The organism is Campylobacter concisus, from assembly GCF_003048535.1.
In the GTDB taxonomy this organism is placed as follows: domain Bacteria; phylum Campylobacterota; class Campylobacteria; order Campylobacterales; family Campylobacteraceae; genus Campylobacter_A; species Campylobacter_A concisus_S.
Map to the genome: position 1 here is coordinate 62,071 of NZ_PIRQ01000003.1, position 20,446 is coordinate 82,516.

Sequence of the window (20,446 nt, forward strand, 5' to 3'; positions counted from 1 at the left end):
TATCGTCTTATTAATATCTTTATTGATACATAAGCTTTTCTATACAAGCAATGATGTAAAAGTTATCAGCTCTGTGATATCAATATGGGTTTTATAAGTAAAGATAATAGCTCTTAGTTGCAGAGGTTGATGGTTTAATGAAGAACGCAATTAAAGCAAGAAAGATTTCGATAGATAAAATAATACACTCATTATATTTTACAAGCTTTCATATCTATAATATTTTGAAGCCTATGAGCTTATGACTATAAAAAACATGATACTTTTTTAAGCTCATATTATAATGAATATATGAAAAACCACCAAAGTCTGAGCAAATAAGACACCGGCCAAGTAGGGTATAAAAATTTTACTTATATACCTAGCGTATTTATTTTATTATTCCAATGGTCTCGGCAAATTTAAGCTCTTTATTTTCAAAGAGATTGTATTCAATTGCATCTTTTTCGCTAAGTATCACGATAGTTGAGCCAAGCTCAAAATTCCCAAGGCGCTCGCCCTTTTTGATATGTAAATTTTCATACTCGTAAATTTGTGTAAAATTTGCCATCGCATTTGTCTGTATACGCTCATCAAAACAAAATTTCATCTTTCCGACATTTAACGCACCTACAAAAACAAGCCAAAGTTTCTTACCATTTTTTATCTCACAAGATAGCGCTACGCGTTCATTCTTTGTATAAAGGCTGTCTACTTTTGCAAGCCATTTTGCAGCCACGCTGTAAAGCTTACCCGGAATGTATATGGCTTTTTTAATGGCAATATCGCAAGGTGCATGATAATGATGATAATCTTTTGGGCTAAGATAGATATTTGCAAAGTCATATTCGCCCTCAAGCTCACTCTGCCCCAATAGTTCGCTTACACTATACTCCATGCCTTTTATGCTAAAGGCCTTTAGTTCCTTTGTGCTACCAAAACTAAGACAAGTACCATCAACTGGGCTTATAAACATCTCATCTGCCGTATCAAAATCTCTTGGTTTTATGAGCCTTCTAGTAAAAAGCTCATTTAAATTTTTATATTCATTTGCTGGCTTAAACTCGCTCATATCTATCTTAAACAGCTTTATGTAAAAAGAATTTATGGCTTCTTGAAGTGGTTTGAAAAAGTTAATCTTTGCAACCTTTCCAAAAATTTGAGAAAACATATTGTCTTTATTCATTTTATTCCTTACTTAAGTTTAATATTGCAATCTCACTTGGAGCAAAAATTCTAACAGGAGGCCCCCAAAATCCAGCACCACTGCTAACATAAGCTTGCATTTTATCATTAATCTTATAAAGGCCATGTAAAAATCCCTGATCAAGTAAAACCAAAAGGCCAAAAGGGAAAATTTGACCAGCGTGTGTATGACCGCAAAGCACCAGATCAACATCTTGCTGCATTGATTTTATAAATTTTGGCTGATGAGAGAGCAAGATGGTAGGTAGCGATGGGTCACGTCCTGTCAATGCCTCATCTAAATTTGGCTCTAAATTTTTAAACTTTATGCCAGCTAGATCATAGACCCCTGCTAAATTTATGCCAGCTATTTTTTCATTTTTATTGCCAAGCACCCTAATGCCTAGAGCGCGAATTTTTTCTAATATCCCATCAACTCCGTGGTAGTATTCGTGATTGCCAGGGACATAAAAGGTGCCATAGGTACTTTTAAGGTTTTTTAATGGATCCAAAAAATCGCCGATAAGCTCAGCTCTCATATCAACCAAGTCGCCAACTATCACCACTAGGTCTGGTCTAGCTAAATTTATCTCTTTTACAAGCTCAGCCACAAAGTCCTTTTGCAAAAACTCTCCAATGTGCACATCAGTTATCATGGCTATTTTTAGATCACTTTGTAAATTTTTTATTTTTATACTAATCTGTCTAATCTTTGGCGGAGTAAGTGCGTTAAAAATTCCTTTCAAAAAGCAAGCAACTATAAAAACAACAAATGTCACATCAAAGCAAAATTTAATAAATTTTCGTCTTGTGGGATTAAAATAAGCTTTTGAGCAAATGGATCTAACAACATCATAAAACAAACTAACACCAAATAGAAATAGAGAAAAACCGATGAGAGTTCCTGCTATCAGATAGAGTTCTATATTTAAAAAAGAAAATCTTAGTTGAAGAACAAATACAAACTCAAGCACACTAATAATATAGAAAAATATACGAATTTTTTTAAGGTGTGGAGTAAAAAAAGATACCTTTTTGATAAAACGTTTGTATGAGTATAAATTTGTAAGAACACTAAAGATAAATGCCCCGATAATGATCCGAAAAAGTCCCAAAATATCTCCTTAAAAACAAAGATTATATTTTATATTTTTAAATTTACATTATAAATTTTATTAATTATTTAGAACAATTTGTAGTGCTAAGCTGTATGATTTTATAATTTAAATTTACAAAAATAATTGTTAAAAGATATTTACTTTAGGATAATAACTAAAAGATAAAATTTTGGAATTTAAAAATAAAAAGGTGGGAAAACTCCCACCTTAAAAAGAATTACTGGACTTTGCCAGACTCAATTCTTTCTTTATAGATTTTGCGAAGTTTTCTAATGTCGTTCTTAACTTCGAATACACCATGCCAGTGTGAATAGTCAGGGCCACCCATTAGAGCGCCTTGTCTCATACGACGGCCTTCATGGTGCCACATATGATAGTAGATATCTTGGAATTCATCTTCCCAAGCATCTGCAAGTAGTAAGTTTTTAGCTTTCAACTCTTCAAGCATCTTAGTTGCTTCAGCATTGTAAACGTTATAAAGCTCTACTTGTTTATCACCCATAATGAAGAAGTTATCTGTATGAGTTGATGTATGGCAAGCTTTACAAACTAGCTTCATCTCAGCTCTTGCTGCTTCTGGTCCATTTGGATGACCTGCTAGAGGTGTTCCTACGTTTAGTTTGCCAGTTTTTTCGTAAACAACAGCAGCTTGTTCATCACCAGCTGTTCTTAGCTTACTGCTGACGCCCCATAGGTTCCATTTTAGTCTTCTTGAAACATTGTGAGTTGTTGTTGTTTCACCAACACCACTCATGTGGCAAGCTGCACAAGTTGGAGCTCTAAAGTCTGGTACATCCCATGTATCAGGAGCAGCATCAAAATTCCATTTGTGAGCTTCGCTATTATAGATATGTCCGTGCATTGAGTTGTTAAAGATCTCAATATCTGGGTGATCAGGTCCAAGGTGGCAAGATGCACAAGCAGCTGGTTTTCTAGCTTCAGCTATGCTAAATGTGTGTGCGCTGTGGCATGATTTACATCCGCCTACGCCACCATCAGGATAAACATTACCTATACCGTAGTTTGGCCAAGTCTCTTTTGTAGGTTTGTGATCAGCGTCTAGTTTGATGACGGTTCCGTGGCACTGTGTACAACCAGTAGCGTCTGGAGCCATTTTGTATTCTGGATGATCCATACCTTCATAGTGATACATTAGTTTTACTATCACAGGGTTAGCATACATTTGCATAGCACCTCTTGCGTGACCACTCTTAGTAAATTCTTCAACTTCATTCTCGTGGCACTTAGCACAAGTTTTTGGGCTAACTAGCATTGAAACATGGTTGTTAGAATCTTTTGGATGCACCTTAACTGAAGCCATAGGATTATCTGCATTTACAGAGTGGCAATCCATACAACTTACGCCAACGTGAGCGTGGCGACTATTTTTCCAATCGGCAACTATGCCGGGTGTCTCTTTAGCGTGGCACTCAACACAGCTTTTTGATAAGTCTGACATTTTGTGAGCAACTTTAATGTTTTTTACAACATTAAGGTTTAAAGCATCAGATTTATTTGCATCCATGTTTGCGGCAAAGCCAAAAGACATTAGACAGGCTAATAACATTAGCGACTTTTTAAACATCTCTCCTCCTTACTTGGTTTTATTGTTTTCTTGTTTTTTAATTGCTTCAAATTTATCGATTTGTAGTCCTAAATTCTTGTGACCAACATGCTCGTGACAATCAACACATGATTTTTTATTAGGATTTCCAAGAACGAAATAATCTCTATGTGGCAAGAATGATTTACCAGCTTGAATAACATTTTTTAAATTTGAGTGGCAAGTCAAACATCCACTATCATAGACAAAGTGAGATGCATGCTCGCGCTTTTTACGCCAGTCGATCTTGTCCGTATCTGTAAAAAATGTCTTATAGCCATCATTTATCGATACTTTAAGTTTTGTAAGTACATAGGTATAGGCACTTGTATGGTTTAGGTGACAGGCTGAACATTCAGCTTTTATGCCAAGCTTGTTATTGCCGCCGTGCGCATCTTCATGATATGCAGCATTCATAGGATCCATCGTGTGGCAAATAGTACAGATGTAGCCGCTACCAGTCGCGTGAAGTGCATCAGCAATACCCATAGACGCAATAAGTCCGATCACAATGCCGATAACAACAGATGACCAAACAAAAAATTTCTTCTTAACTTCAGCCAAAACTTCCTCCTGAATTTATCAATATATCGTAAATTTTTACGAAAATTTTAAGTGAATAGTAACAAAAAATATATAAATTTTTTCTTTAAGTAAATAAAAATATTTATTTGATATTAACTTTCAATAAGAATAAATTTCTTGCAGTCCACCCACATCTTTTTCCAAAATTTGGTTCTTTTCATCAAGTTTAACTAAACCATTTGTTTTAAATTTATTTAAAATTCTTGAAAAAGTTTCTGGAGTCATATTAAGTATTGATGAAATTTTTGTATGTTTTAGTTCATTAAATAAATCTTCATGATCTAAAATAAACCTAGCTACTTTTTCTTCTGAGCTTAAAATTAACTCTTGATGAAGTAGATTTGTTGTGATTCTTATCTTTTCAGACATTGACTTTAAAAATTTCATACAAATTTCTGGTTTTATTAAAAATTCAGCCGCAAATTTTTCATAATTTATCTTTAATACCTCACCAGATATGGTAAAAATGGCACTAGCTGGGTAGACAATATTTTCAAAATTTACGACTTCCGCAACAAAATTCATAGGAGCCAGCTGATGAATAAAAATTTCTTTTCCGTTTGCCGTGGTTTTATAAAGCTTAACAGAGCCGCTTATTAAAAATATTAACCATTTTGGCTCCTCGCCTTCTATAAATAAAAATTCACCCTTTTTATACTTTTTTACGACACTTATGGCTTCAAGTTTGGCTAAATCTTCTTCGTTTAAGCCTTGAAAAAACGGGATTTTTTCTATCATATTTTTACTCGCCTTTTTAAAATAAAAAACATTTTAGCATATAAAAATAAGATAAATTTTAATAGATTTTCAAAGGGAATTTTCCCTTTGAATTGTATGAAATTATTTTTTAAGTAGATCTCTAATCTCAGTTAAAAGTGCAATGTCAGCTGGAGTTTCAGGCTCTGCTGGAGCTGGCTCCTCTTTTGGTAATTTATTTTTAAGTGTATTTAAAGCTTTGATAACGCAGAAAATACAAAATGCGATTATTAAAAAATCAACCATTGTTTGTATAAATGAGCCATAATTTATCGTAACGGCAGGCGCTCCCTCTACTGCTTCTTTTAGCGTAAGCTTAAGATCAGTAAAATTTACACCACCAGTTAAAACGCCAACAACAGGCATGATAACATCACCAACTAGTGATGAAACGATCTTTCCAAACGCGCCGCCTATAACAACGCCAACAGCCATATCTATGACATTTCCACGCATCGCAAATTCTTTAAATTCGCTTATAAAACTCATTGTTTCTCCTAAAAATGTTAAATTTTTGTTCGGATTTTATTCAAGAAATGCTTTGCTTAGGCTAAAAAAATCAAATTACATAACTTTAAATTTATCAAGCTGGTGTTATAATCCAAACTCAAAATTTAACGTAAGGAATGAGCTTATGTATCGTTTTGCACCCTCTCCAACAGGAGATATGCACATAGGAAATTTACGTGCCGCTATTTTTAATTATATTTGTTCTTTGCAAGATAAAAGTGGCTTTATTTTACGCATAGAAGATACTGACAAAGAGCGAAATATTGAGGGAAAAGAGAAAGATATCTTAGAAATTTTGAGTAAATTTGGCATAAAACCAGAGCAAATTTACATCCAAAGCGAAAACTTAAAATTCCACAGACAGCTAGCTTCAAAGCTTCTTATCGACAAAAAGGCATTTGCTTGTTTTTGCACCGAAGAAGAGCTCGAGGCAAAAAAACAAAAAGCAAAAGAGCAAGGCGTGGCATATAGATACGACGGTACCTGCGAGAGACTAAGCGATGCTGAAGTTTTAAACTGCGAAAAACCTTTTGTTATCCGCATGAAAAAGCCGACACGCACTATGAGTTTTACAGATGCGATAAAAGGCGAGCTAAGCTTTGAGCCAGACGCAGTTGATAGCTTTGTCATCATGAGAGCGGACAAGACTCCAACTTATAACTTCGCTTGCGCAGTCGATGACATGCTTGAGGGCGTAACCTTTGTCATACGTGGCGAGGATCACGTGAGCAATACACCAAAGCAAGACCTCATACGCGAAGGCCTCGGCTACACCGGCAAGATGAACTACGCGCATTTGCCTATCCTTTTAAACATAGAGGGCAAAAAAATGAGCAAACGCGAGAACGAATCAAGCGTCAAATGGCTCTTTGAGCAGGGATTTTTACCTGAGGCGATCGCAAACTATTTGATCCTTCTTGGCAACAAAACTCCAACTGAAATTTTTACGATCGAAGATGCGGTGAAGTGGTTTGATATAACTAAAATTTCACGCTCGCCTGCTAGATTTGACGTGAAAAAGCTTGAGCAGATAAATAGAGAACACATCAAGCTTGCCTCAAAAGAGCGTATAAAAGAAATTTTTGGCGTAGATGAAAATTTGGCTGAGTTAGTTAAATTTTACACTCAGGAAAGCTCACTAGTGCCTGAGATAAAGGCAAAAGTTGAAGCCATTTTTTCACCAAAAATAGCTCCGGATGAGTATAAAAACGAATTTGAAATCATCAAAAAAGCAGCTCGTAATTTAAAAGCGTGCGAGAGCTTTGATGAGTTTAAAAAAGAGCTTATGGCCGCTACAAATTTAAAAGGCAAAAACTTTTTCATGCCGCTACGTGCGCTTCTTACAAACGACCTTCACGGTCCTGAGCTTAGTGAGCTCTATCCGCTCATCAAAGATAATCTAGCTAAAATTTTAATCTAGGAGCAAAAATGATACTTTCCACCCTATTTTCAGCGATTGCAAACATTTTGCACCTTATTATCACGGTCTATACTTGGGTCATCATCGCAGCAGCGCTCATTAGCTGGGTCAGACCTGATCCTAGCTCGCCGGTCGTGCAGCTACTTTATAGGCTAACTGAGCCGGTTTATAGCTTTATTAGACGCTATATAAAAACAAATTTTAGTGGTATTGACTTTACTCCGCTTATTGTGCTTTTAACACTTCAATTTTTAGATCAATTTTTAATAAGGCTTTTGTTTGGTTTTGCTGCGTCACTTTAGTATTCTCTCTCTTGTCTGTGTTGCTCTTTTGGCTAAAATTTATACCTACGAAGAGCTAAAAAACGAGCCAAAAAGCCTAGCAAAAGACTACTACATCAACCGTCTTATTAACGAGGGCAGCTATACAAAAGAGCAGATCGCAGATCTTTCGCGTGATGTATTTAGAAAAGCGGGCCTTGTTCAAAAATCAATCGATAAAATTTTACCTCCGAAAGCGGCTCCTAGCAAATGCCCTGGTGTAAATACAAAAAATATCACCCAGGCAAATCTAACCTGCCAAAATTTGCTAACATCTATTACTTTTAGCTTAAAGCTTGATAATCACACTCGTGAAATTTTAGCAGCCAATCTTGCAAAGACAAATCCAGAAAAATCAAAAATTTTACTCGTATTAAATGAAGCAAATCCGGCTAAAGCTTTTGCAAATTTAAACGATACAAAGAGCTTTTTAGAGCTATTTAACGCCTCTAGCCCGCAAAATAAAAGTATACTTTTTAGCGAAAGTTTTGATGCAAATTTCATGACCAAGCTCTACTCACAAAAGGGCTTTACAAATTTATTAAACGATATTGTTTTTAATAAAAAATATGAAGGCTTTAGGAGAAATTTGCTAAGCATCGATCCAGCTGTCACTGAAAAAAATGACGCTTTTACGCTTGGATTAAATGCGATTTTACTAGGACAAGACGATATCGCTTTTAGTCTTTTTGCAAGAGCCAAGAGCACATTTGAAAGAGCTTGGCAAAGAGATAATGCGACCTTTTGGCAGTACCAGATAAGCAAAAACGAAAGCTTTTTAAAAGAGCTAAGTGCCAGCAAGGACGCGAATATATACTCACTTTACGCAAGAGATTTGATCGGTGGTGAACCACTTGAGGTCATCGTACCAAGGCCTAGTAAGCAAAATATCGAAAATTTTGACGTAAGCGATCCGTTTTTATGGAACAAAACTGCAGCCCTTGCAAAGGATATGAATGCCACGCAAGCAAGCGAATTTGCTAAGAAATTTTATACAAACGAAAGCATCGGCGCCTATGCATTTTTCATGCAAAAGGCGCATGGCTGGGAGAAGCAATACTTCTTAATGCCAAGCTCTCCTGAGCTTGAGGGCATCAGCAACGAGAGAAAGTCAATGATCTACGCTCTGGCTAGACAAGAGAGTCTCTTTATCCCAAGCGTAGTTTCTACTTCATACGCCCTTGGAATGATGCAGTTTATGCCATTTCTTGCAAATGCGATCGGCAAAAAAGAGCTAAAAATTCCAAATTTTGACCAGGACGATCTTTTTAAAACTGATGTTGCCTTTAAATTTGCAAATCACCACCTAAACTATCTTGATAAATTTCTCTATCATCCGCTCTTTACCGCATACGCGTACAACGGCGGTATCGGCTTTACTAAAAAGCTTATCACAAGAGATGATATGTTTAAAGAGGGGAAATTTGAGCCATTTTTATCGATCGAGCTTGTCTCAGTCGCAGAGACTAGAAACTACGGTAAAAAGGTGCTTGCCAACTATGTGATCTATATGGCACTTACTGGTTCCAATATAAAGATTTCGCAACTTTTCGAAAATTTAACAAAACCGGCTTTGACTGATAAATTTCGAAACTAAGTGCTAGATCATCGCTTTGCTTACTTGGTGCGGTAACTTCGTAATAAACCGCCCAAGGCATCGAAAATCCAGCAAATTTTAGCATCTTATCATTTTCATCAAGCAGCCTTGCATTTGTGGCATTTGAGTCGTCATTTACTTTTATGTTCTTTAAATTTTGTGCATGTTCTTTTGGATTTATGGCTACCAAAAAATGCTCTTTGCTCTGGTCTAAATTTGAATTATAGATCGGATTTAAATAGGTAGCGATGATGAGCGTCCTGTCAGCACCATCAATAATCTCACTTTTGCTCGTGTAAGCTAGAAGCTCATTTTTTAACGGCTCATGTACAATTACTTTTTCACCAGCACAGCCAAATATCATCAAAATAAATACAAAAAACGATATAAATTTGCTCATAAAAACTCTTAAATTTCTAAAATTTCTGCCATTTTAGCATTTTAATTTTTAAATTTCACTCATAAATTTTAAAGCCAACATAAGTTATAATCGCGAGAAATTTTAACAAAAAAGGTTCTTATGAAAAGACTTGCTATTGCTTTTTCTGGCCCTTCAAATAGCGGAAAAACGACTCTTATTTTAAAGGTAGCAAAAAAATTTATAGATGATGGTTTGAAAGTCGCGATAGTAAAACACGATCCGGGCGACAAGGCCAAATTTGACGTTGAAGGCAAAGATAGCTTTAAATTTTCTCAAACTGGAGCAGATGTGGTGGTGATGAGTCCTACTAGAACAACTTATTTCTCACAAAATCCAAAAGAAATTAGCGATGTCATTAAAATGCTAGGTGAGTTTGACATACTCTTAGTCGAGGGGTTAAAGACGCTTCCACTACCAAGATTAAGTGTTTTTAAAGATGAAATAGATGAAAAATATCTTAGCTTTTCAGACGCGATCGCAACATATAAAAAACAAATTCCTTACGAGATAAAAAATATAAATTTAGACGATATAGACGCTATTTGTGCGTGGATAATCAAAAATGCAAAGGCTGTATAATGCAAGAATTAAACCAAATTTTTAACACCATAAAAGAGATCGCAAAAGAGATAAGCGAAGTGATAAAATACGCCGATCTTGGCTACACAACCCACGAAAACGCAACAGGCGACACACAGCTAAAACTTGATGTCAAAAGCGACGAGATCATCACGGCTAAATTTAAGCAGCTTTCATGCGTAAAAGCGCTAATTAGCGAAGAAAAAGAGGACGAACTTGAGATAAATAAAAACGCTAAATTTATCATCGCTTACGATCCACTTGATGGCTCAAGCTTAGTTGATGTAAATTTCGCCGTTGGCTCGATCTTTGGTATCTATGAAAACGAAGTAAAACCAGAAAATTTAATAGCCGCAGCTTACAGCATATATGGCCCAAGACTTGAGCTGGTAATTGCTGAGAAAAAGGGCGCTTTGCCTAAATTTTATAGACTTGGCAAAGATGGCGAGTTTAAATTTGTAAAAGAGCTTGAGCTAAAAGAAAAAGGCAAGCTAAATGCCACGGGAGCCACGCAAAAAGGCTGGAGCCAAACGCATAGAAATTTTATAAACGAGCTATTTAACGAGGGCTACAGACTAAGATACTCAGGTGCAATGGTAAGCGATTTGCATCAAATTTTACTAAAAGGTGGCGGTCTTTTTAGCTACCCAGCAACGAGCGATCATCCAAATGGCAAGCTAAGAGTAGTCTTTGAAGTGTTGCCATTTGCCTTCATATATGAAAACGCAAAGGGCGCAACGACAAACGGCAAAAATCAAACACTTTTTGATATAAAAATAGAAAAAATTCACCAAACAACGCCATGCTTCTTTGGCTCACGTGATGAAATTTCTCTTTTGCATAAATTTTACGAGCAAAAATAATGCAAGAAACACAAGTAAACGAGCCACTTGACGCATTTGAGCTAGCCTTAAAGCAAAAAGCAAAAATTTTGCAAGAGTGCCAAAGCCAAAAAGGGCAAAAAAGCTGCTTTAACTGCGAAGTATTTTTTGACTGCGAGACAAGAAAAGAGTACGTAAATAGCTGCTACAACTCGATGTCAAAAGGCAATACTGGCAGCGATGGCGGATTTGATTTTTAAAATTAAAGGAAAAATATGAAAGAAAAAGCTTATATAACGACCCCAATATACTATGTAAACGACGTGCCACACATCGGCCATGCCTACACGACTATCATCGCTGATACACTTGCTAGATTTAACCGCCTGCAAGGCAAAGAAACATACTTTATGACAGGCACAGACGAGCACGGACAAAAGATCGAACAAGCAGCTCGCGCAAGAGGCAAGACTCCAAAAGAGTATGCTGACGAGATCAGTGCGAAATTTAGGTCACTTTGGGATGAATTTGAGATAAGCTACAATCATTTTATAAGAACGACCGACGAAGAGCACAAACAAACCGTGCAAAATGTCTTTGAAAAGATGCAAGCAAATGGCGACATTTACAAAGGAGAATATGAGGGATTTTACTGCGTTAGCTGCGAAACTTTTTTTAACCAAAGAGACCTACTAGAAGACAATCACTGTCCAGACTGCGGCCGAGTGACATCTTTAGTTAAAGAAGAGAGCTACTTTTTTAAGCTTTCAAAATATGAAGATGCACTTTTAAAATGGTACGAAAACGACGAGCTTTGCGTTATCCCAAAGGGGAAGAAGAACGAGGTCGTAAGCTTTGTAAAAGGCGGGTTAAAAGACCTTTCGGTAACAAGAACGAGCTTTGACTGGGGCATAAAGCTACCAAAGAGCGCAAATGACGACAAGCACGTTATGTACGTTTGGCTTGACGCACTTATAAACTATCTAACAACATTAGGATACTCAAGAGATAACGCTAAAATGGATCTTTGGCCATATACGACACATATCGTTGGCAAGGACATCTTGCGCTTTCACGCAGTTTACTGGCCGGCATTTTTGATGAGTCTTGGCTTGCCACTACCAAAACACGTAGCAGCCCACGGCTGGTGGACTATAAATGGCGAAAAGATGAGCAAAAGCAAGGGCAATGTCATAAACCCAAGAGAGGTCGCAAACGCTTACGGACTTGAAAATTTCAGATACTTTTTGCTTAGAGAGGTGCCATTTGGTCAAGATGGCGACTACAGCCAAAAGGCTTTGATCGAGCGTATAAACTCAGAACTTGGCAACGGTCTTGGTAACTTACTAAGCCGCATTGTTGGCATGAGTGCAAAGTATAGCGACTATAAAATCGATTCAAAAGATGTGATCAAATTTCACAAAGCCGAGCTTGATGAGGCAAAAGGCTACCTTGATGAGGCTATAAAAAATTTAGAAAATTTAGCGACGAACCGCTATTTAGAGGATATTTGGAAGATCGTAACGCTAGCAAATGCAGCCGTTGCGAAGTATGAGCCGTGGTCACTTGTAAAAGCTGGCAAAAGTGACGAAGCAAATGCACTTGTGGCACTTTGCGCAAATTTACTTGCAAAAGTGGCGATACTGCTTAGCCCAGCTATGCCAAAAACTTGCGCAAAGATAGCTGACACGCTTGGCTTTAGCATAGATACGGCATCTTATGAAAGTCTTGTTTTGAAAAATGAAATTTCAAATTTTGTAGCAAAAGCTACCGAGCCGCTATTTCCAAGGATAGAAAAAGAGCTAATGAGCGAGGCTAGCGAGCCAAAGGTTGAGGCAAAAGCTGAGCCAAAAGAGGAGAAAAAAGAGGACGAAATCATTAGCATTGATGACTTTGCAAAGGTGGTGATAAAAGTAGGTGAAGTGCTCGAGTGCGAGAGAGTCGAGGGTAGTGAGAAACTGCTTAAATTTAAGATAGACCTTGGCGAGGAGCAGCCGCGTCAAATTTTATCTGGTATCGCCAAATACTACGAGCCTAGCTCGCTTATTGGCAAACAAGTTTGCGTTTTAGCAAATTTAAAAGAGCGAACGATGATGAAAAAATATGTCTCTCAAGGCATGATCCTAAGCGCATCAGATGGTTCGCTAACGCTTCTTGGTACGCAAGGTAAAGTTAAAAACGGTGCGATTGTTGGCTAAATGACAATAGAAAATTTAACTCGTCTAATAAATGCCGAGGCTCTAAATGCACCGACGATAACTAGCGTAAGCGAGTTTGTTTTCGAGATAAAGCATGTAAGACGTGGCTTTGCATATATTTGCTTAAACGCAAATGATAGCGACATAGAAACAGCGATTAAACAAGGCGCATACGCCATAATTAGCGAAGACAATGTGCCAATTATCGACAAAGAGATCGCTTTTTTAAAAGTTAGTAGCTTACAAACCGCCATGATAAAACTCATGAGATTTGAGGCTACTCACAAAGATCTAAAATTTTGCGCCGTAAATCCTTTTATAAATGATTTTTTAGAAAAATCAAAGCTTGGTTCTAACGCACACGTCATGTCAAAAAATATCACTGAGCTTTTTAATCAAATTTTTCACGCAAAGGTCTTTGATGTCTTTTTTGGCGATGATACAAGAACACTTCAGCGAATATCGCCTCTTTTTGAGACCATTTACACAGATACTACTATGCACGAGATAAATCCAAGCTCGATCTTTTTTACAAACACGGTCTTTAAGCAAACATACTATCAAAACTTAAACATACCACGAGTTTTTGCTGGAATGTTTTATGGGCTTTTAAAATTTCTTGATAGCAATAAAATTTCATTTAAGCCTTACGAAGGTAGGATTCACGGGCATTTTGACCCGATTTTTATAGATAAAAATTTTATTCCTACTAGTTTTGGAAATAGCTTTAGAGCCATAATTACTGAAAGCGATGAAGATTTATTCATAAGCCAAAGTATATTTTTAAATAAAAAATTTAGCCCTGATGAGATAAAAATTTGCTTGCCAGAAGGCTCTTTGTTAAAAGTACAAAACGCAATCTACTTTCAAAATTTAAGCGAGATAAAAAAGCTTAAAAATTTTATCTATATATTGATTTTATGCCAAAAAGAGGAGCTTTTAGAAGAGCTTCACAAAACATCTGAAGAAAATCTACTCTTTTAAGTTTTTATTATTTATAAGATCGATTAGCCTAATGTCCTCACTTCTTACGATTAGACTTTTAGGCAGCTCAAATTTTTTTATCACTTCGCACTCTTTTTCTCTCATTTCGCCATCATCTTTTTCATGATCAAATCCTAATATATGAAGTAATCCATGTGTAAAAAGTAGTGCGGTTTCGGCCTCTTCGCTATGATTTAGCTCAGTTGCTTTCTCTTTTACCATATCTTTGTTTATAACGATTGAGCCAAGTGGGGCGTGAATGACAAGCTCAAGCGGAAAGCTTAAAACATCTGTCGTTTTATCAATGCCTCGCTCAGTTTTATTTAGTTCTCTCATTTCTTCCTTATCAACAAAAACTAGCTCGATTTCTCCTAGTGTCAAATATTCACAAATTTCATCTAAAATTTTTGGATAGCTCTCTTCGCAAAGTATCATTTTAGGCTCTTTCCTTAGTAACTTTTTGTATAATTCTAGCAAAAATAAAAGGCAAAATATGAAAAAAGCAGTTTGTATAATGAGCGGCGGTATGGATAGCACGCTTTGTGCTGTAATGGCAAAAAAGGCTGGATATGATATCGTAGCGCTTCATTTTGACTATGGACAAAGGACGATGAGGCGCGAGAAGCGTGCGTTTGATGAGATATGTGAGCGACTAGGGGTTGCTAAAAAGCTTAGCCTTGATGTTAGCTTTATAGCACAAATCGGTGGAAATTCGTTAACAGATACCACCATGAAAATAAGAAAAGATGGGGTAGAAAAAGACGTGCCAAATACCTATGTACCTTTTCGAAATGGCATTTTTATCTCAGTTGCTACTGCCCTTGCTGAAAAAGAAAATGCACAAGCTATCTATATCGGTGTCGTAGAAGAAGATAGTTCAGGCTATCCTGACTGCAAAGAAAGCTTTATAAAAAGCGTAAACGAGGCTATAAATTTAGGCACATCGCCTAGTTTTTCGTGCGAGATAATTACTCCACTTGTAAATTTAAGTAAGGCTGACATCGTAGCAAAGTCGCTTGAGCTTGGCTCGCCACTAGAGCTTACTTGGAGCTGCTACGAGAGTGAGGATAAGGCATGCGGACTTTGTGATAGCTGCAGGCTAAGGCTAAATGGCTTTAAAAAGGCAAACGCCACTGATAAAATCGTATATAAAAATCAAAAATTTTCCTTATGAGCCTCTAAAAGTGGCAAATTATTAAGCAAGGCCATTTAACAAATTTAAAGATATATCAACGCTTAGGCCCTTGATAGCACTAAAAACATAAATCCTCAGTCAAGTTTGCCAAAATTTAATAAAGAGGATTAAAACTTAGTTGATAAATTTAGCCAAAACGCACTAAGCACAAGGTAAAAATTTCTAAGTAAGTGGTCGCACCTACGGCTTTCTAGTGATCTTATTTTTTCTTATTGTCTTGTTTTTTATTTTGATCGCTTTGGATTTTTTCTAAATTTATATATCCCATTTCAACGAGTTTATTATAAATTTGAGCGATTTTTGGTCCAGCCGCACTTCCACCATGGCCACCATGCTCGATAACCATTGTGATGACATATTGCGGATCTTCATAAGGCGCATATGTAGTCATCCACGCATGAGATCTTTGCAAATACGCCATATCCTCTTCTTTCATACGTTTCTTTTCAGTTTGAGAAATTCCAACAACCTGGGCAGTACCTGTCTTTGCAGCAACTTTAACTAGGCTTCCAATAAAATGCCTATTTGCCGTACCTCTTGGGTGGTTTGCCACTTCGTACATTGCATGCCTAATGGCTGGTAACTGTGATTTTTCAAACGGTGTAAAAGCATCGTCTGTTGGCGTAAAATCAACATCCTTGCCATCAATGCTCTTTAAAAAATGTGGAGTCACGTTTAGCCCAGTTGCAAGGCCTGCTGTATATTTTGCCACTTGCATAGGCGTGACTAAGAAATTTCCCTGTCCGATAGAAGTGATAAGGGTCTCGCCTTGAAACCACGCTTTGCCATACTTCCTCATCTTCCACTCTCTACTTGGCAAAGTCCCCACAAACTCATTTGGCAAATCAACCTCGGTTTTTCTACCAAATCCCATACGTTCAAGTATCGGCACAATAGCGTCGATCCCTATCTTTTGACTACCTTTATAAAAATAATCATCACAGCTCTCTCTAATTGCCGTATTCATATTAACATTTCCATGTCCGTGAGAGTTCCAACAGCGGAATTTACGCCCTCCAAGCTCATACGAGCCACTACAAAAAAAGCTATCATATTTACTCATGCCATTATCCAAAAACGCAAGTGCCATACCCATTTTTACGACAGATCCTGGCGGATAAAGGCCGTTTATTAGCTTATTTGTAAAAGGGTGATCGACGTTTTTTACAAGCTCTTCCCATTCAGGCTGAGAAATTCCAAGCACAAATGGATTTAGATCATACTCTGGAAAGCTACCAGCAGCTATGATAGCGCCGTCTTTTAGACTCATAACGATAACGCTTCCTGCATCCTTGCCAAAGACATCGGCCACAAACTGCTGAAGCTCAAGATCGACTGCAAGCTTGATATTTTGACTTTGTGGCGCTTGATAGTTTATCTGCTCAATCTCTTCATTTAAGGCATTTACCTTTATCTTTTTAAACCCCTGAATTCCTTGTAAGATCGGATTATAAAACCGCTCCACACCACTTCTTCCAATGTAATTTGTAAGCTTTGTCAAAGGATCATTATCCATATCTTTTTGATTTGCCCTACCGACATAGCCGATGATGTGAGAAGCTAGATCGTTATACGGATAGTGGCGTTTTGAAGCGGGCCTTATCTCTAAATTTTCACGCAAAGAAAGTGATGCAAAAAATGGCAAAAATTTATCATAATCAATAAATTCGACCACATTTATAAAATCTTGGTTATAAGCTGAGTCATTTTTTATGTATTCATTTTTAAGTTTAGTGACATTTAGATCACTAAATAGTGAGCCAATGTAAGCTAGCTCATCATCTAAAATTTTTACCTTTTTATTAGCACTTAAATGAGGTCTAATGGATACTGAAAAGCCAAGACGATTAACAGCCATTGGCTTATCATGTGCGTCAAAAATAATACCCCTAACTGGCGGAGTATAAATAGTTTTTATCGCGTTTTGCTCTGCGATTTCGTTGTAGTAAGTATTTGAGTTTATGCTTAGATGATAAATTCGTCCCAAAAGTATAATCCAAAAAAGAGCGATTACACTAAAGACGATGCGCATCCTCATAGCACTTTATCCCTAAAAAGAACGATAGCAAGGATACTTTCAAATGCTATAAAAAATAGATATTCAGTCGAAAATGCTAAATTTTGCTCATTTAAAACGTAAGCAAATAGATTATTTACAAGAAATGTTAAAGCGTATCCAGCTGCTACAAAGATGATAAGTAGGCAGTTTCGCCACTTCATCGTGGTATAGAGCCAGTCTAAAATAAAATTATAAAAAAGTAAAAAAGCAATAATCGTTGAAAAAAGATAAAATCCATGAATTTGCTCAGCAAATATTATAAAAATTATCGCAAAGTACCAATTGTGCTTAAACTCGTCGTATTGCTTTTGTTTTCTTGAATACTCCAAAATCATATAAGTAAAAAAAATACCAATGAGTGGCGGCAAGAAACCAAATTGCGTAGTTGCGATCTCATATGAGAATAAAAAAATAGCCCACCAAAATTCTTTAAAAATTTTAATATCTAAGCTGCTTATGGTTTGCATTTTATCTACCAAGAGCGTTATTTATGATAGCTTCTCTAGCCTTTTCGATACCGCTTTTATTAAGAGTTGAGACCAAGATGCCGCTTGGATCAAATTTCATTACCGCACTCTTTTGGCTTTGATTTAGCTTATCGCTTTTTGTATATAAATTTAAAATTTTCTGATCAGCCCTTAAAAAGCTTTTTAGATAAGCATCCACATTTATGTCTATATCTAAATCAAAATGCCTAGCATCAATTAGATGTATAAAAAGTCTAATGTCGCTTCTAAATTTCAAAAACTCATCTAAATTTTTACGCCATTCATCATGCTTTGACTTTGCCACTTTTGCATAGCCAAAGCCTGGCAAATCAACCAAAATGAGCTTAAATTTATCTTTTTCTTCCTGCTCATCTTTTTGCTCACAAAACTCAGCCTCAAAGAAATTTATAAGCTGAGTTTTACCAGGAGTCGATGAGCTTTTGGCTAGATTTTTTTGATTTACAAGTGTATTTATGAGGCTGCTTTTACCAACATTTGATCTACCCAAAAAGACAACTTCGCTTGTTACGAAGCTTGGAGCCTCTTTTATACTTGGACTTGATGTGATAAATTTAGCACCTAGTGGCCTTATCACTTATCTTTTTCCTCTACCTGAAAGATAAACTTAACAGGCTTTTTCTCATCACTATTTACACTATATGTGCCATCTTTTTGGTTAACAACGATCTTTTCACCATAAACATTCTTGTCAGTTTCTATCTCATGTAAATAGCCATTTCCACTAACAGTATAGATCTGTTTTGCTGGCTCATATGTAAGAGTATTGCCTTTGCCATCATAGTGCTTATCTTTTATAAAAATTTTAGCTCTTGCATTGCCAGTGGCCACATATTTTATAGGTTGGCGTTTTTTGTCAAAATAGACGATCACTTTGTCTGCCTTAAGCTCATCAAATGAGCCCTTTTTGATATTTACATTACCTATGAATTCACTAGTTTGTTTATTCTCATCTGCAAAAAAATCATTTGATGTGATTTCAACTTGCTCTGCATTTAAAAATGTAAAACCCAATATCACCGCTAAAATCGCTGATTTTCTTCTATCCATGCCCTTAACCCTTTTACCTGCGTTTGTTTTTTGCCAAGATCATAGCTTCCACTCTCACCCAGTGCCTTATCATTATTTCTTATGAGCGTGAAATTTGCTTCAGATCTTACTATTTTTGTTTTTGTTCCATATATCACTTCGTCACTTATAAATCTCAAACTATCGTTGTTTTCATAGTTCGCATTCTTTTGAAAGATGATTTCGTCATTTTGTGAGATTGCTTTGTCTGAGCTTAAAAAATGTTTTAAATTTCCTCTTAAAATTTTTGCTTTAAAACTCAAAAATTCATCTTTATCATTGTATCTATTTAGCTCATCAGCCTCGTAGACTCCGCTTATTTTCGTGGAATTTATCTCATAATCTATCACGTCATTTATCTGCATATTTGATATCTTTGTGTCGATCTTTAAAACATTTGCAAGATATGGATCTTGAGCCGCCAAAAATATCATCACGACACTAAAAATGGCCACGACGAAGTAGAAAATTTTTACAACCAACGCTTCGACCACTCGTCATATAAATTTTCTGATTTTATAATAAGCTCGATCATCTCTCTAACCGCGCCATTGCCACCTTTGTGCTTTAGTTTTGTCTTTACATCAAGCTCTTTTATCGCATCTTTTGGCTTAAAGCTCCAAGCAACTGCATTTAAAATTTTATAGTCATTGTAGTCATCGCCGATAGCTGCTGCGTTTTTAAAGCTAAGCCCTTCAAATTTTAATATCTCGCTTGCTACTTCAAATTTATCGCCAACGCCTTGATAGACGTGATTTATCTTTAGATCCTCAGCCCTTCGCTCAACGATGGCCGACTTTCTACCAGTGATGATAGCCACCTTTTTGCCAAGCTTTAGCCAGCTCTCTATCGCGTAACCATCTTTTACATCAAAAAATTTAAGCTCTTCGCCATTTGCATTGTAGATGATCTTGCCATCAGTCAGGCACCCATCAATATCTAAAAAAATAATCTCTATCATAAAACACCCTTTGTGCTTGGTGTGCCTATCCTTGCGTTTTTAGCAAGCGCTCTACGAAGTGCGACGGCAAATGATTTAAAAGTAGCTTCGATGATATGGTGAGTGTTTTTGCCACGAATTTGATTTAGATGAAGCGTGATGGCTGAATTTATAGCAACTGCCCTAAAAAACTCCTCCACAAGCTCAGTGTCAAACTCCCCTACCTTGGCGTTTTCATTAAAATTTTCATAGACAAGATAGGCTCTGTTGCTAAGATCTAGCGCACAAAAAACAGCCGCCTCATCCATAACAACGCTTGCCTCACCAAATCTCTCAACGCCACTTAAAGGATACAAGGCCTCTTTTAAAAGCTGACCCAAAACTATGCCAACATCCTCAACGCTGTGGTGAAAATCCACATGCGTGTCGCCCTTGCATGAAATTTCAAGATCAAGCAAAGAGTGCTTTGTAAAAGCTTCAAGCATATGGTCAAAAAAACCAATGCCAGTATCTATCTTTGCAACACCAGAGCCATAAATTTTAAGTTTCATTGAGATTTGTGTCTCTTTTGTATTTCTAGTTAGTTCTAAAATTTCTTCTCT

General features: G+C 36.6%; 24 protein-coding genes. 9 read left to right on the forward strand and 15 right to left on the reverse strand.

All coding sequences use genetic code 11. The features are described 5' to 3' along the window. Positions 1 to 370: 370 nt before the first annotated feature. From CVS93_RS03640 to mscL, 6 genes are all read right to left on the reverse strand, one after another. A complete protein-coding gene (locus tag CVS93_RS03640) occupies positions 371 to 1,165 on the reverse strand; it encodes a phosphatidylserine decarboxylase (protein ID WP_107686617.1) in 795 nt (264 codons plus the stop codon). A gap of 1 nt (position 1,166) precedes the next feature. Next, on the reverse strand, positions 1,167 to 2,279 hold the full coding sequence (locus CVS93_RS03645) for a metallophosphoesterase (protein WP_107686618.1): 1,113 nt from the start codon (positions 2,277 to 2,279) through the stop codon (positions 1,167 to 1,169). Positions 2,280 to 2,499: 220 nt separating this feature from the next. Continuing rightward, positions 2,500 to 3,867 (reverse strand): multiheme c-type cytochrome, encoded by a 1,368-nt coding sequence (locus tag CVS93_RS03650; RefSeq protein ID WP_107686619.1) that lies wholly within the window; start codon positions 3,865 to 3,867, stop codon positions 2,500 to 2,502. 9 nt (positions 3,868 to 3,876) lie between these two features. Then, a complete protein-coding gene (locus CVS93_RS03655; RefSeq protein ID WP_012001402.1) occupies positions 3,877 to 4,449 on the reverse strand; it encodes a cytochrome c3 family protein in 573 nt (190 codons plus the stop codon). A gap of 120 nt (positions 4,450 to 4,569) precedes the next feature. Next, on the reverse strand, positions 4,570 to 5,208 hold the full coding sequence (locus CVS93_RS03660; protein ID WP_084108542.1) for a Crp/Fnr family transcriptional regulator: 639 nt from the start codon (positions 5,206 to 5,208) through the stop codon (positions 4,570 to 4,572). A 102-nt stretch (positions 5,209 to 5,310) separates the two neighbouring features. Beyond that, complete coding sequence (gene mscL, locus CVS93_RS03665; RefSeq protein WP_103593047.1) at positions 5,311 to 5,715, reverse strand: large-conductance mechanosensitive channel protein MscL; 405 nt, start codon at positions 5,713 to 5,715, stop codon at positions 5,311 to 5,313. Positions 5,716 to 5,860: 145 nt separating this feature from the next. Between mscL and gltX the strand changes: the two genes are divergently transcribed. The 3 genes from gltX to CVS93_RS03680 are packed head-to-tail and all read left to right on the forward strand — an operon-like array spanning position 5,861 to position 9,073. After that, on the forward strand, positions 5,861 to 7,156 hold the full coding sequence (gltX, locus tag CVS93_RS03670; protein WP_107686736.1) for a glutamate--tRNA ligase: 1,296 nt from the start codon (positions 5,861 to 5,863) through the stop codon (positions 7,154 to 7,156). 8 nt (positions 7,157 to 7,164) lie between these two features. Then, a complete protein-coding gene (locus CVS93_RS03675) occupies positions 7,165 to 7,458 on the forward strand; it encodes a YggT family protein (protein ID WP_107686620.1) in 294 nt (97 codons plus the stop codon). Then, complete coding sequence (locus CVS93_RS03680; protein WP_107686621.1) at positions 7,436 to 9,073, forward strand: lytic transglycosylase domain-containing protein; 1,638 nt, start codon at positions 7,436 to 7,438, stop codon at positions 9,071 to 9,073. The genes CVS93_RS03675 and CVS93_RS03680 overlap by 23 nt, the downstream gene beginning before the upstream one ends. On the opposite strand, the gene CVS93_RS03685 is transcribed toward CVS93_RS03680, so the two are convergent. Then, positions 8,994 to 9,473, reverse strand: a complete 480-nt coding sequence (locus CVS93_RS03685; RefSeq protein ID WP_107686622.1) for a hypothetical protein — start codon at positions 9,471 to 9,473, stop codon at positions 8,994 to 8,996. The two genes, CVS93_RS03680 and CVS93_RS03685, sit on opposite strands and share 80 nt — an antisense overlap. Positions 9,474 to 9,593: 120 nt before the next feature. Between CVS93_RS03685 and mobB the strand changes: the two genes are divergently transcribed. Genes mobB through CVS93_RS03710 form a run of 5 tightly spaced genes read left to right on the forward strand, consistent with a single transcriptional unit; the run spans position 9,594 to position 14,076 of the window. Continuing rightward, the gene (gene mobB, locus CVS93_RS03690) at positions 9,594 to 10,073 is read left to right on the forward strand and encodes a molybdopterin-guanine dinucleotide biosynthesis protein B (RefSeq protein WP_107686623.1); all 480 of its coding nucleotides are present in this window, start codon (positions 9,594 to 9,596) and stop codon (positions 10,071 to 10,073) included. After that, on the forward strand, positions 10,073 to 10,936 hold the full coding sequence (locus CVS93_RS03695) for a class 1 fructose-bisphosphatase (protein ID WP_234400079.1): 864 nt from the start codon (positions 10,073 to 10,075) through the stop codon (positions 10,934 to 10,936). The genes mobB and CVS93_RS03695 overlap by 1 nt, the downstream gene beginning before the upstream one ends. Further along, the gene (locus CVS93_RS03700) at positions 10,936 to 11,154 is read left to right on the forward strand and encodes a hypothetical protein (RefSeq protein WP_085657632.1); all 219 of its coding nucleotides are present in this window, start codon (positions 10,936 to 10,938) and stop codon (positions 11,152 to 11,154) included. Before CVS93_RS03695 ends, CVS93_RS03700 begins: the two co-directional genes overlap by 1 nt. Positions 11,155 to 11,169: 15 nt before the next feature. Then, on the forward strand, positions 11,170 to 13,092 hold the full coding sequence (gene metG / locus CVS93_RS03705) for a methionine--tRNA ligase (RefSeq protein WP_107686625.1): 1,923 nt from the start codon (positions 11,170 to 11,172) through the stop codon (positions 13,090 to 13,092). Then, positions 13,093 to 14,076 (forward strand): ferrochelatase, encoded by a 984-nt coding sequence (locus CVS93_RS03710; RefSeq protein ID WP_107686626.1) that lies wholly within the window; start codon positions 13,093 to 13,095, stop codon positions 14,074 to 14,076. Here CVS93_RS03710 and ybeY read toward each other — a convergent pair. Continuing rightward, complete coding sequence (ybeY, locus tag CVS93_RS03715) at positions 14,065 to 14,511, reverse strand: rRNA maturation RNase YbeY (protein WP_107686627.1); 447 nt, start codon at positions 14,509 to 14,511, stop codon at positions 14,065 to 14,067. The genes CVS93_RS03710 and ybeY overlap by 12 nt on opposite strands. 25 nt (positions 14,512 to 14,536) lie before the next feature. Between ybeY and queC the strand changes: the two genes are divergently transcribed. Continuing rightward, entirely contained in the window at positions 14,537 to 15,250 is a 714-nt protein-coding gene (gene queC, locus CVS93_RS03720) for a 7-cyano-7-deazaguanine synthase QueC (RefSeq protein WP_265094355.1), read from the forward strand. A 220-nt stretch (positions 15,251 to 15,470) separates the two neighbouring features. Here the strand turns inward: queC and mrdA are convergent, their stop codons facing one another. From mrdA to hisB, 7 genes are read right to left on the reverse strand one after another with little or no spacing between them, the layout of a single operon-like run. Then, complete coding sequence (gene mrdA / locus CVS93_RS03725; protein ID WP_107686629.1) at positions 15,471 to 17,309, reverse strand: penicillin-binding protein 2; 1,839 nt, start codon at positions 17,307 to 17,309, stop codon at positions 15,471 to 15,473. After that, positions 17,306 to 17,797, reverse strand: a complete 492-nt coding sequence (locus CVS93_RS03730; RefSeq protein WP_107686737.1) for a hypothetical protein — start codon at positions 17,795 to 17,797, stop codon at positions 17,306 to 17,308. The genes mrdA and CVS93_RS03730 overlap by 4 nt, the downstream gene beginning before the upstream one ends. A 1-nt stretch (position 17,798) precedes the next feature. Then, positions 17,799 to 18,413 carry a ribosome biogenesis GTP-binding protein YihA/YsxC gene (gene yihA, locus CVS93_RS03735; protein WP_107686630.1) on the reverse strand — a complete coding sequence of 205 codons (615 nt, stop codon included), beginning with the start codon at positions 18,411 to 18,413 and terminating at the stop codon, positions 17,799 to 17,801. Further along, positions 18,410 to 18,886: a lipopolysaccharide transport periplasmic protein LptA gene (lptA, locus tag CVS93_RS03740; protein ID WP_107686631.1), complete on the reverse strand. Its 477-nt coding sequence runs from the start codon at positions 18,884 to 18,886 to the stop codon at positions 18,410 to 18,412. Before lptA ends, yihA begins: the two co-directional genes overlap by 4 nt. Continuing rightward, entirely contained in the window at positions 18,859 to 19,398 is a 540-nt protein-coding gene (locus CVS93_RS03745; RefSeq protein ID WP_234400080.1) for an LPS export ABC transporter periplasmic protein LptC, read from the reverse strand. Before CVS93_RS03745 ends, lptA begins: the two co-directional genes overlap by 28 nt. Then, positions 19,377 to 19,865: a KdsC family phosphatase gene (locus CVS93_RS03750; protein WP_103604770.1), complete on the reverse strand. Its 489-nt coding sequence runs from the start codon at positions 19,863 to 19,865 to the stop codon at positions 19,377 to 19,379. The genes CVS93_RS03745 and CVS93_RS03750 overlap by 22 nt, the downstream gene beginning before the upstream one ends. Beyond that, positions 19,862 to 20,437 (reverse strand): imidazoleglycerol-phosphate dehydratase HisB, encoded by a 576-nt coding sequence (hisB, locus tag CVS93_RS03755; RefSeq protein ID WP_199907229.1) that lies wholly within the window; start codon positions 20,435 to 20,437, stop codon positions 19,862 to 19,864. The genes CVS93_RS03750 and hisB overlap by 4 nt, the downstream gene beginning before the upstream one ends. Between the last annotated feature and the right edge of the window lie 9 nt (positions 20,438 to 20,446).

Coding starts and splice junctions, on each gene's coding strand:
- CVS93_RS03640 (WP_107686617.1), bottom strand. CDS start 1,165: ATGAATAAAGACAATATGTTTTCTCAAATTTTTGGAAAGGTTGCAAAG.
- CVS93_RS03650 (WP_107686619.1), bottom strand. CDS start 3,867: ATGTTTAAAAAGTCGCTAATGTTATTAGCCTGTCTAATGTCTTTTGGC.
- CVS93_RS03660 (WP_084108542.1), bottom strand. CDS start 5,208: ATGATAGAAAAAATCCCGTTTTTTCAAGGCTTAAACGAAGAAGATTTA.
- mscL (WP_103593047.1), bottom strand. CDS start 5,715: ATGAGTTTTATAAGCGAATTTAAAGAATTTGCGATGCGTGGAAATGTC.
- gltX (WP_107686736.1), top strand. CDS start 5,861: ATGTATCGTTTTGCACCCTCTCCAACAGGAGATATGCACATAGGAAAT.
- CVS93_RS03675 (WP_107686620.1), top strand. CDS start 7,165: ATGATACTTTCCACCCTATTTTCAGCGATTGCAAACATTTTGCACCTT.
- CVS93_RS03685 (WP_107686622.1), bottom strand. CDS start 9,473: ATGAGCAAATTTATATCGTTTTTTGTATTTATTTTGATGATATTTGGC.
- mobB (WP_107686623.1), top strand. CDS start 9,594: ATGAAAAGACTTGCTATTGCTTTTTCTGGCCCTTCAAATAGCGGAAAA.
- CVS93_RS03695 (WP_234400079.1), top strand. CDS start 10,073: ATGCAAGAATTAAACCAAATTTTTAACACCATAAAAGAGATCGCAAAA.
- CVS93_RS03700 (WP_085657632.1), top strand. CDS start 10,936: ATGCAAGAAACACAAGTAAACGAGCCACTTGACGCATTTGAGCTAGCC.
- metG (WP_107686625.1), top strand. CDS start 11,170: ATGAAAGAAAAAGCTTATATAACGACCCCAATATACTATGTAAACGAC.
- CVS93_RS03710 (WP_107686626.1), top strand. CDS start 13,093: ATGACAATAGAAAATTTAACTCGTCTAATAAATGCCGAGGCTCTAAAT.
- ybeY (WP_107686627.1), bottom strand. CDS start 14,511: ATGATACTTTGCGAAGAGAGCTATCCAAAAATTTTAGATGAAATTTGT.
- mrdA (WP_107686629.1), bottom strand. CDS start 17,309: ATGAGGATGCGCATCGTCTTTAGTGTAATCGCTCTTTTTTGGATTATA.
- CVS93_RS03730 (WP_107686737.1), bottom strand. CDS start 17,797: ATGCAAACCATAAGCAGCTTAGATATTAAAATTTTTAAAGAATTTTGG.
- lptA (WP_107686631.1), bottom strand. CDS start 18,886: ATGGATAGAAGAAAATCAGCGATTTTAGCGGTGATATTGGGTTTTACA.
- CVS93_RS03750 (WP_103604770.1), bottom strand. CDS start 19,865: ATGATAGAGATTATTTTTTTAGATATTGATGGGTGCCTGACTGATGGC.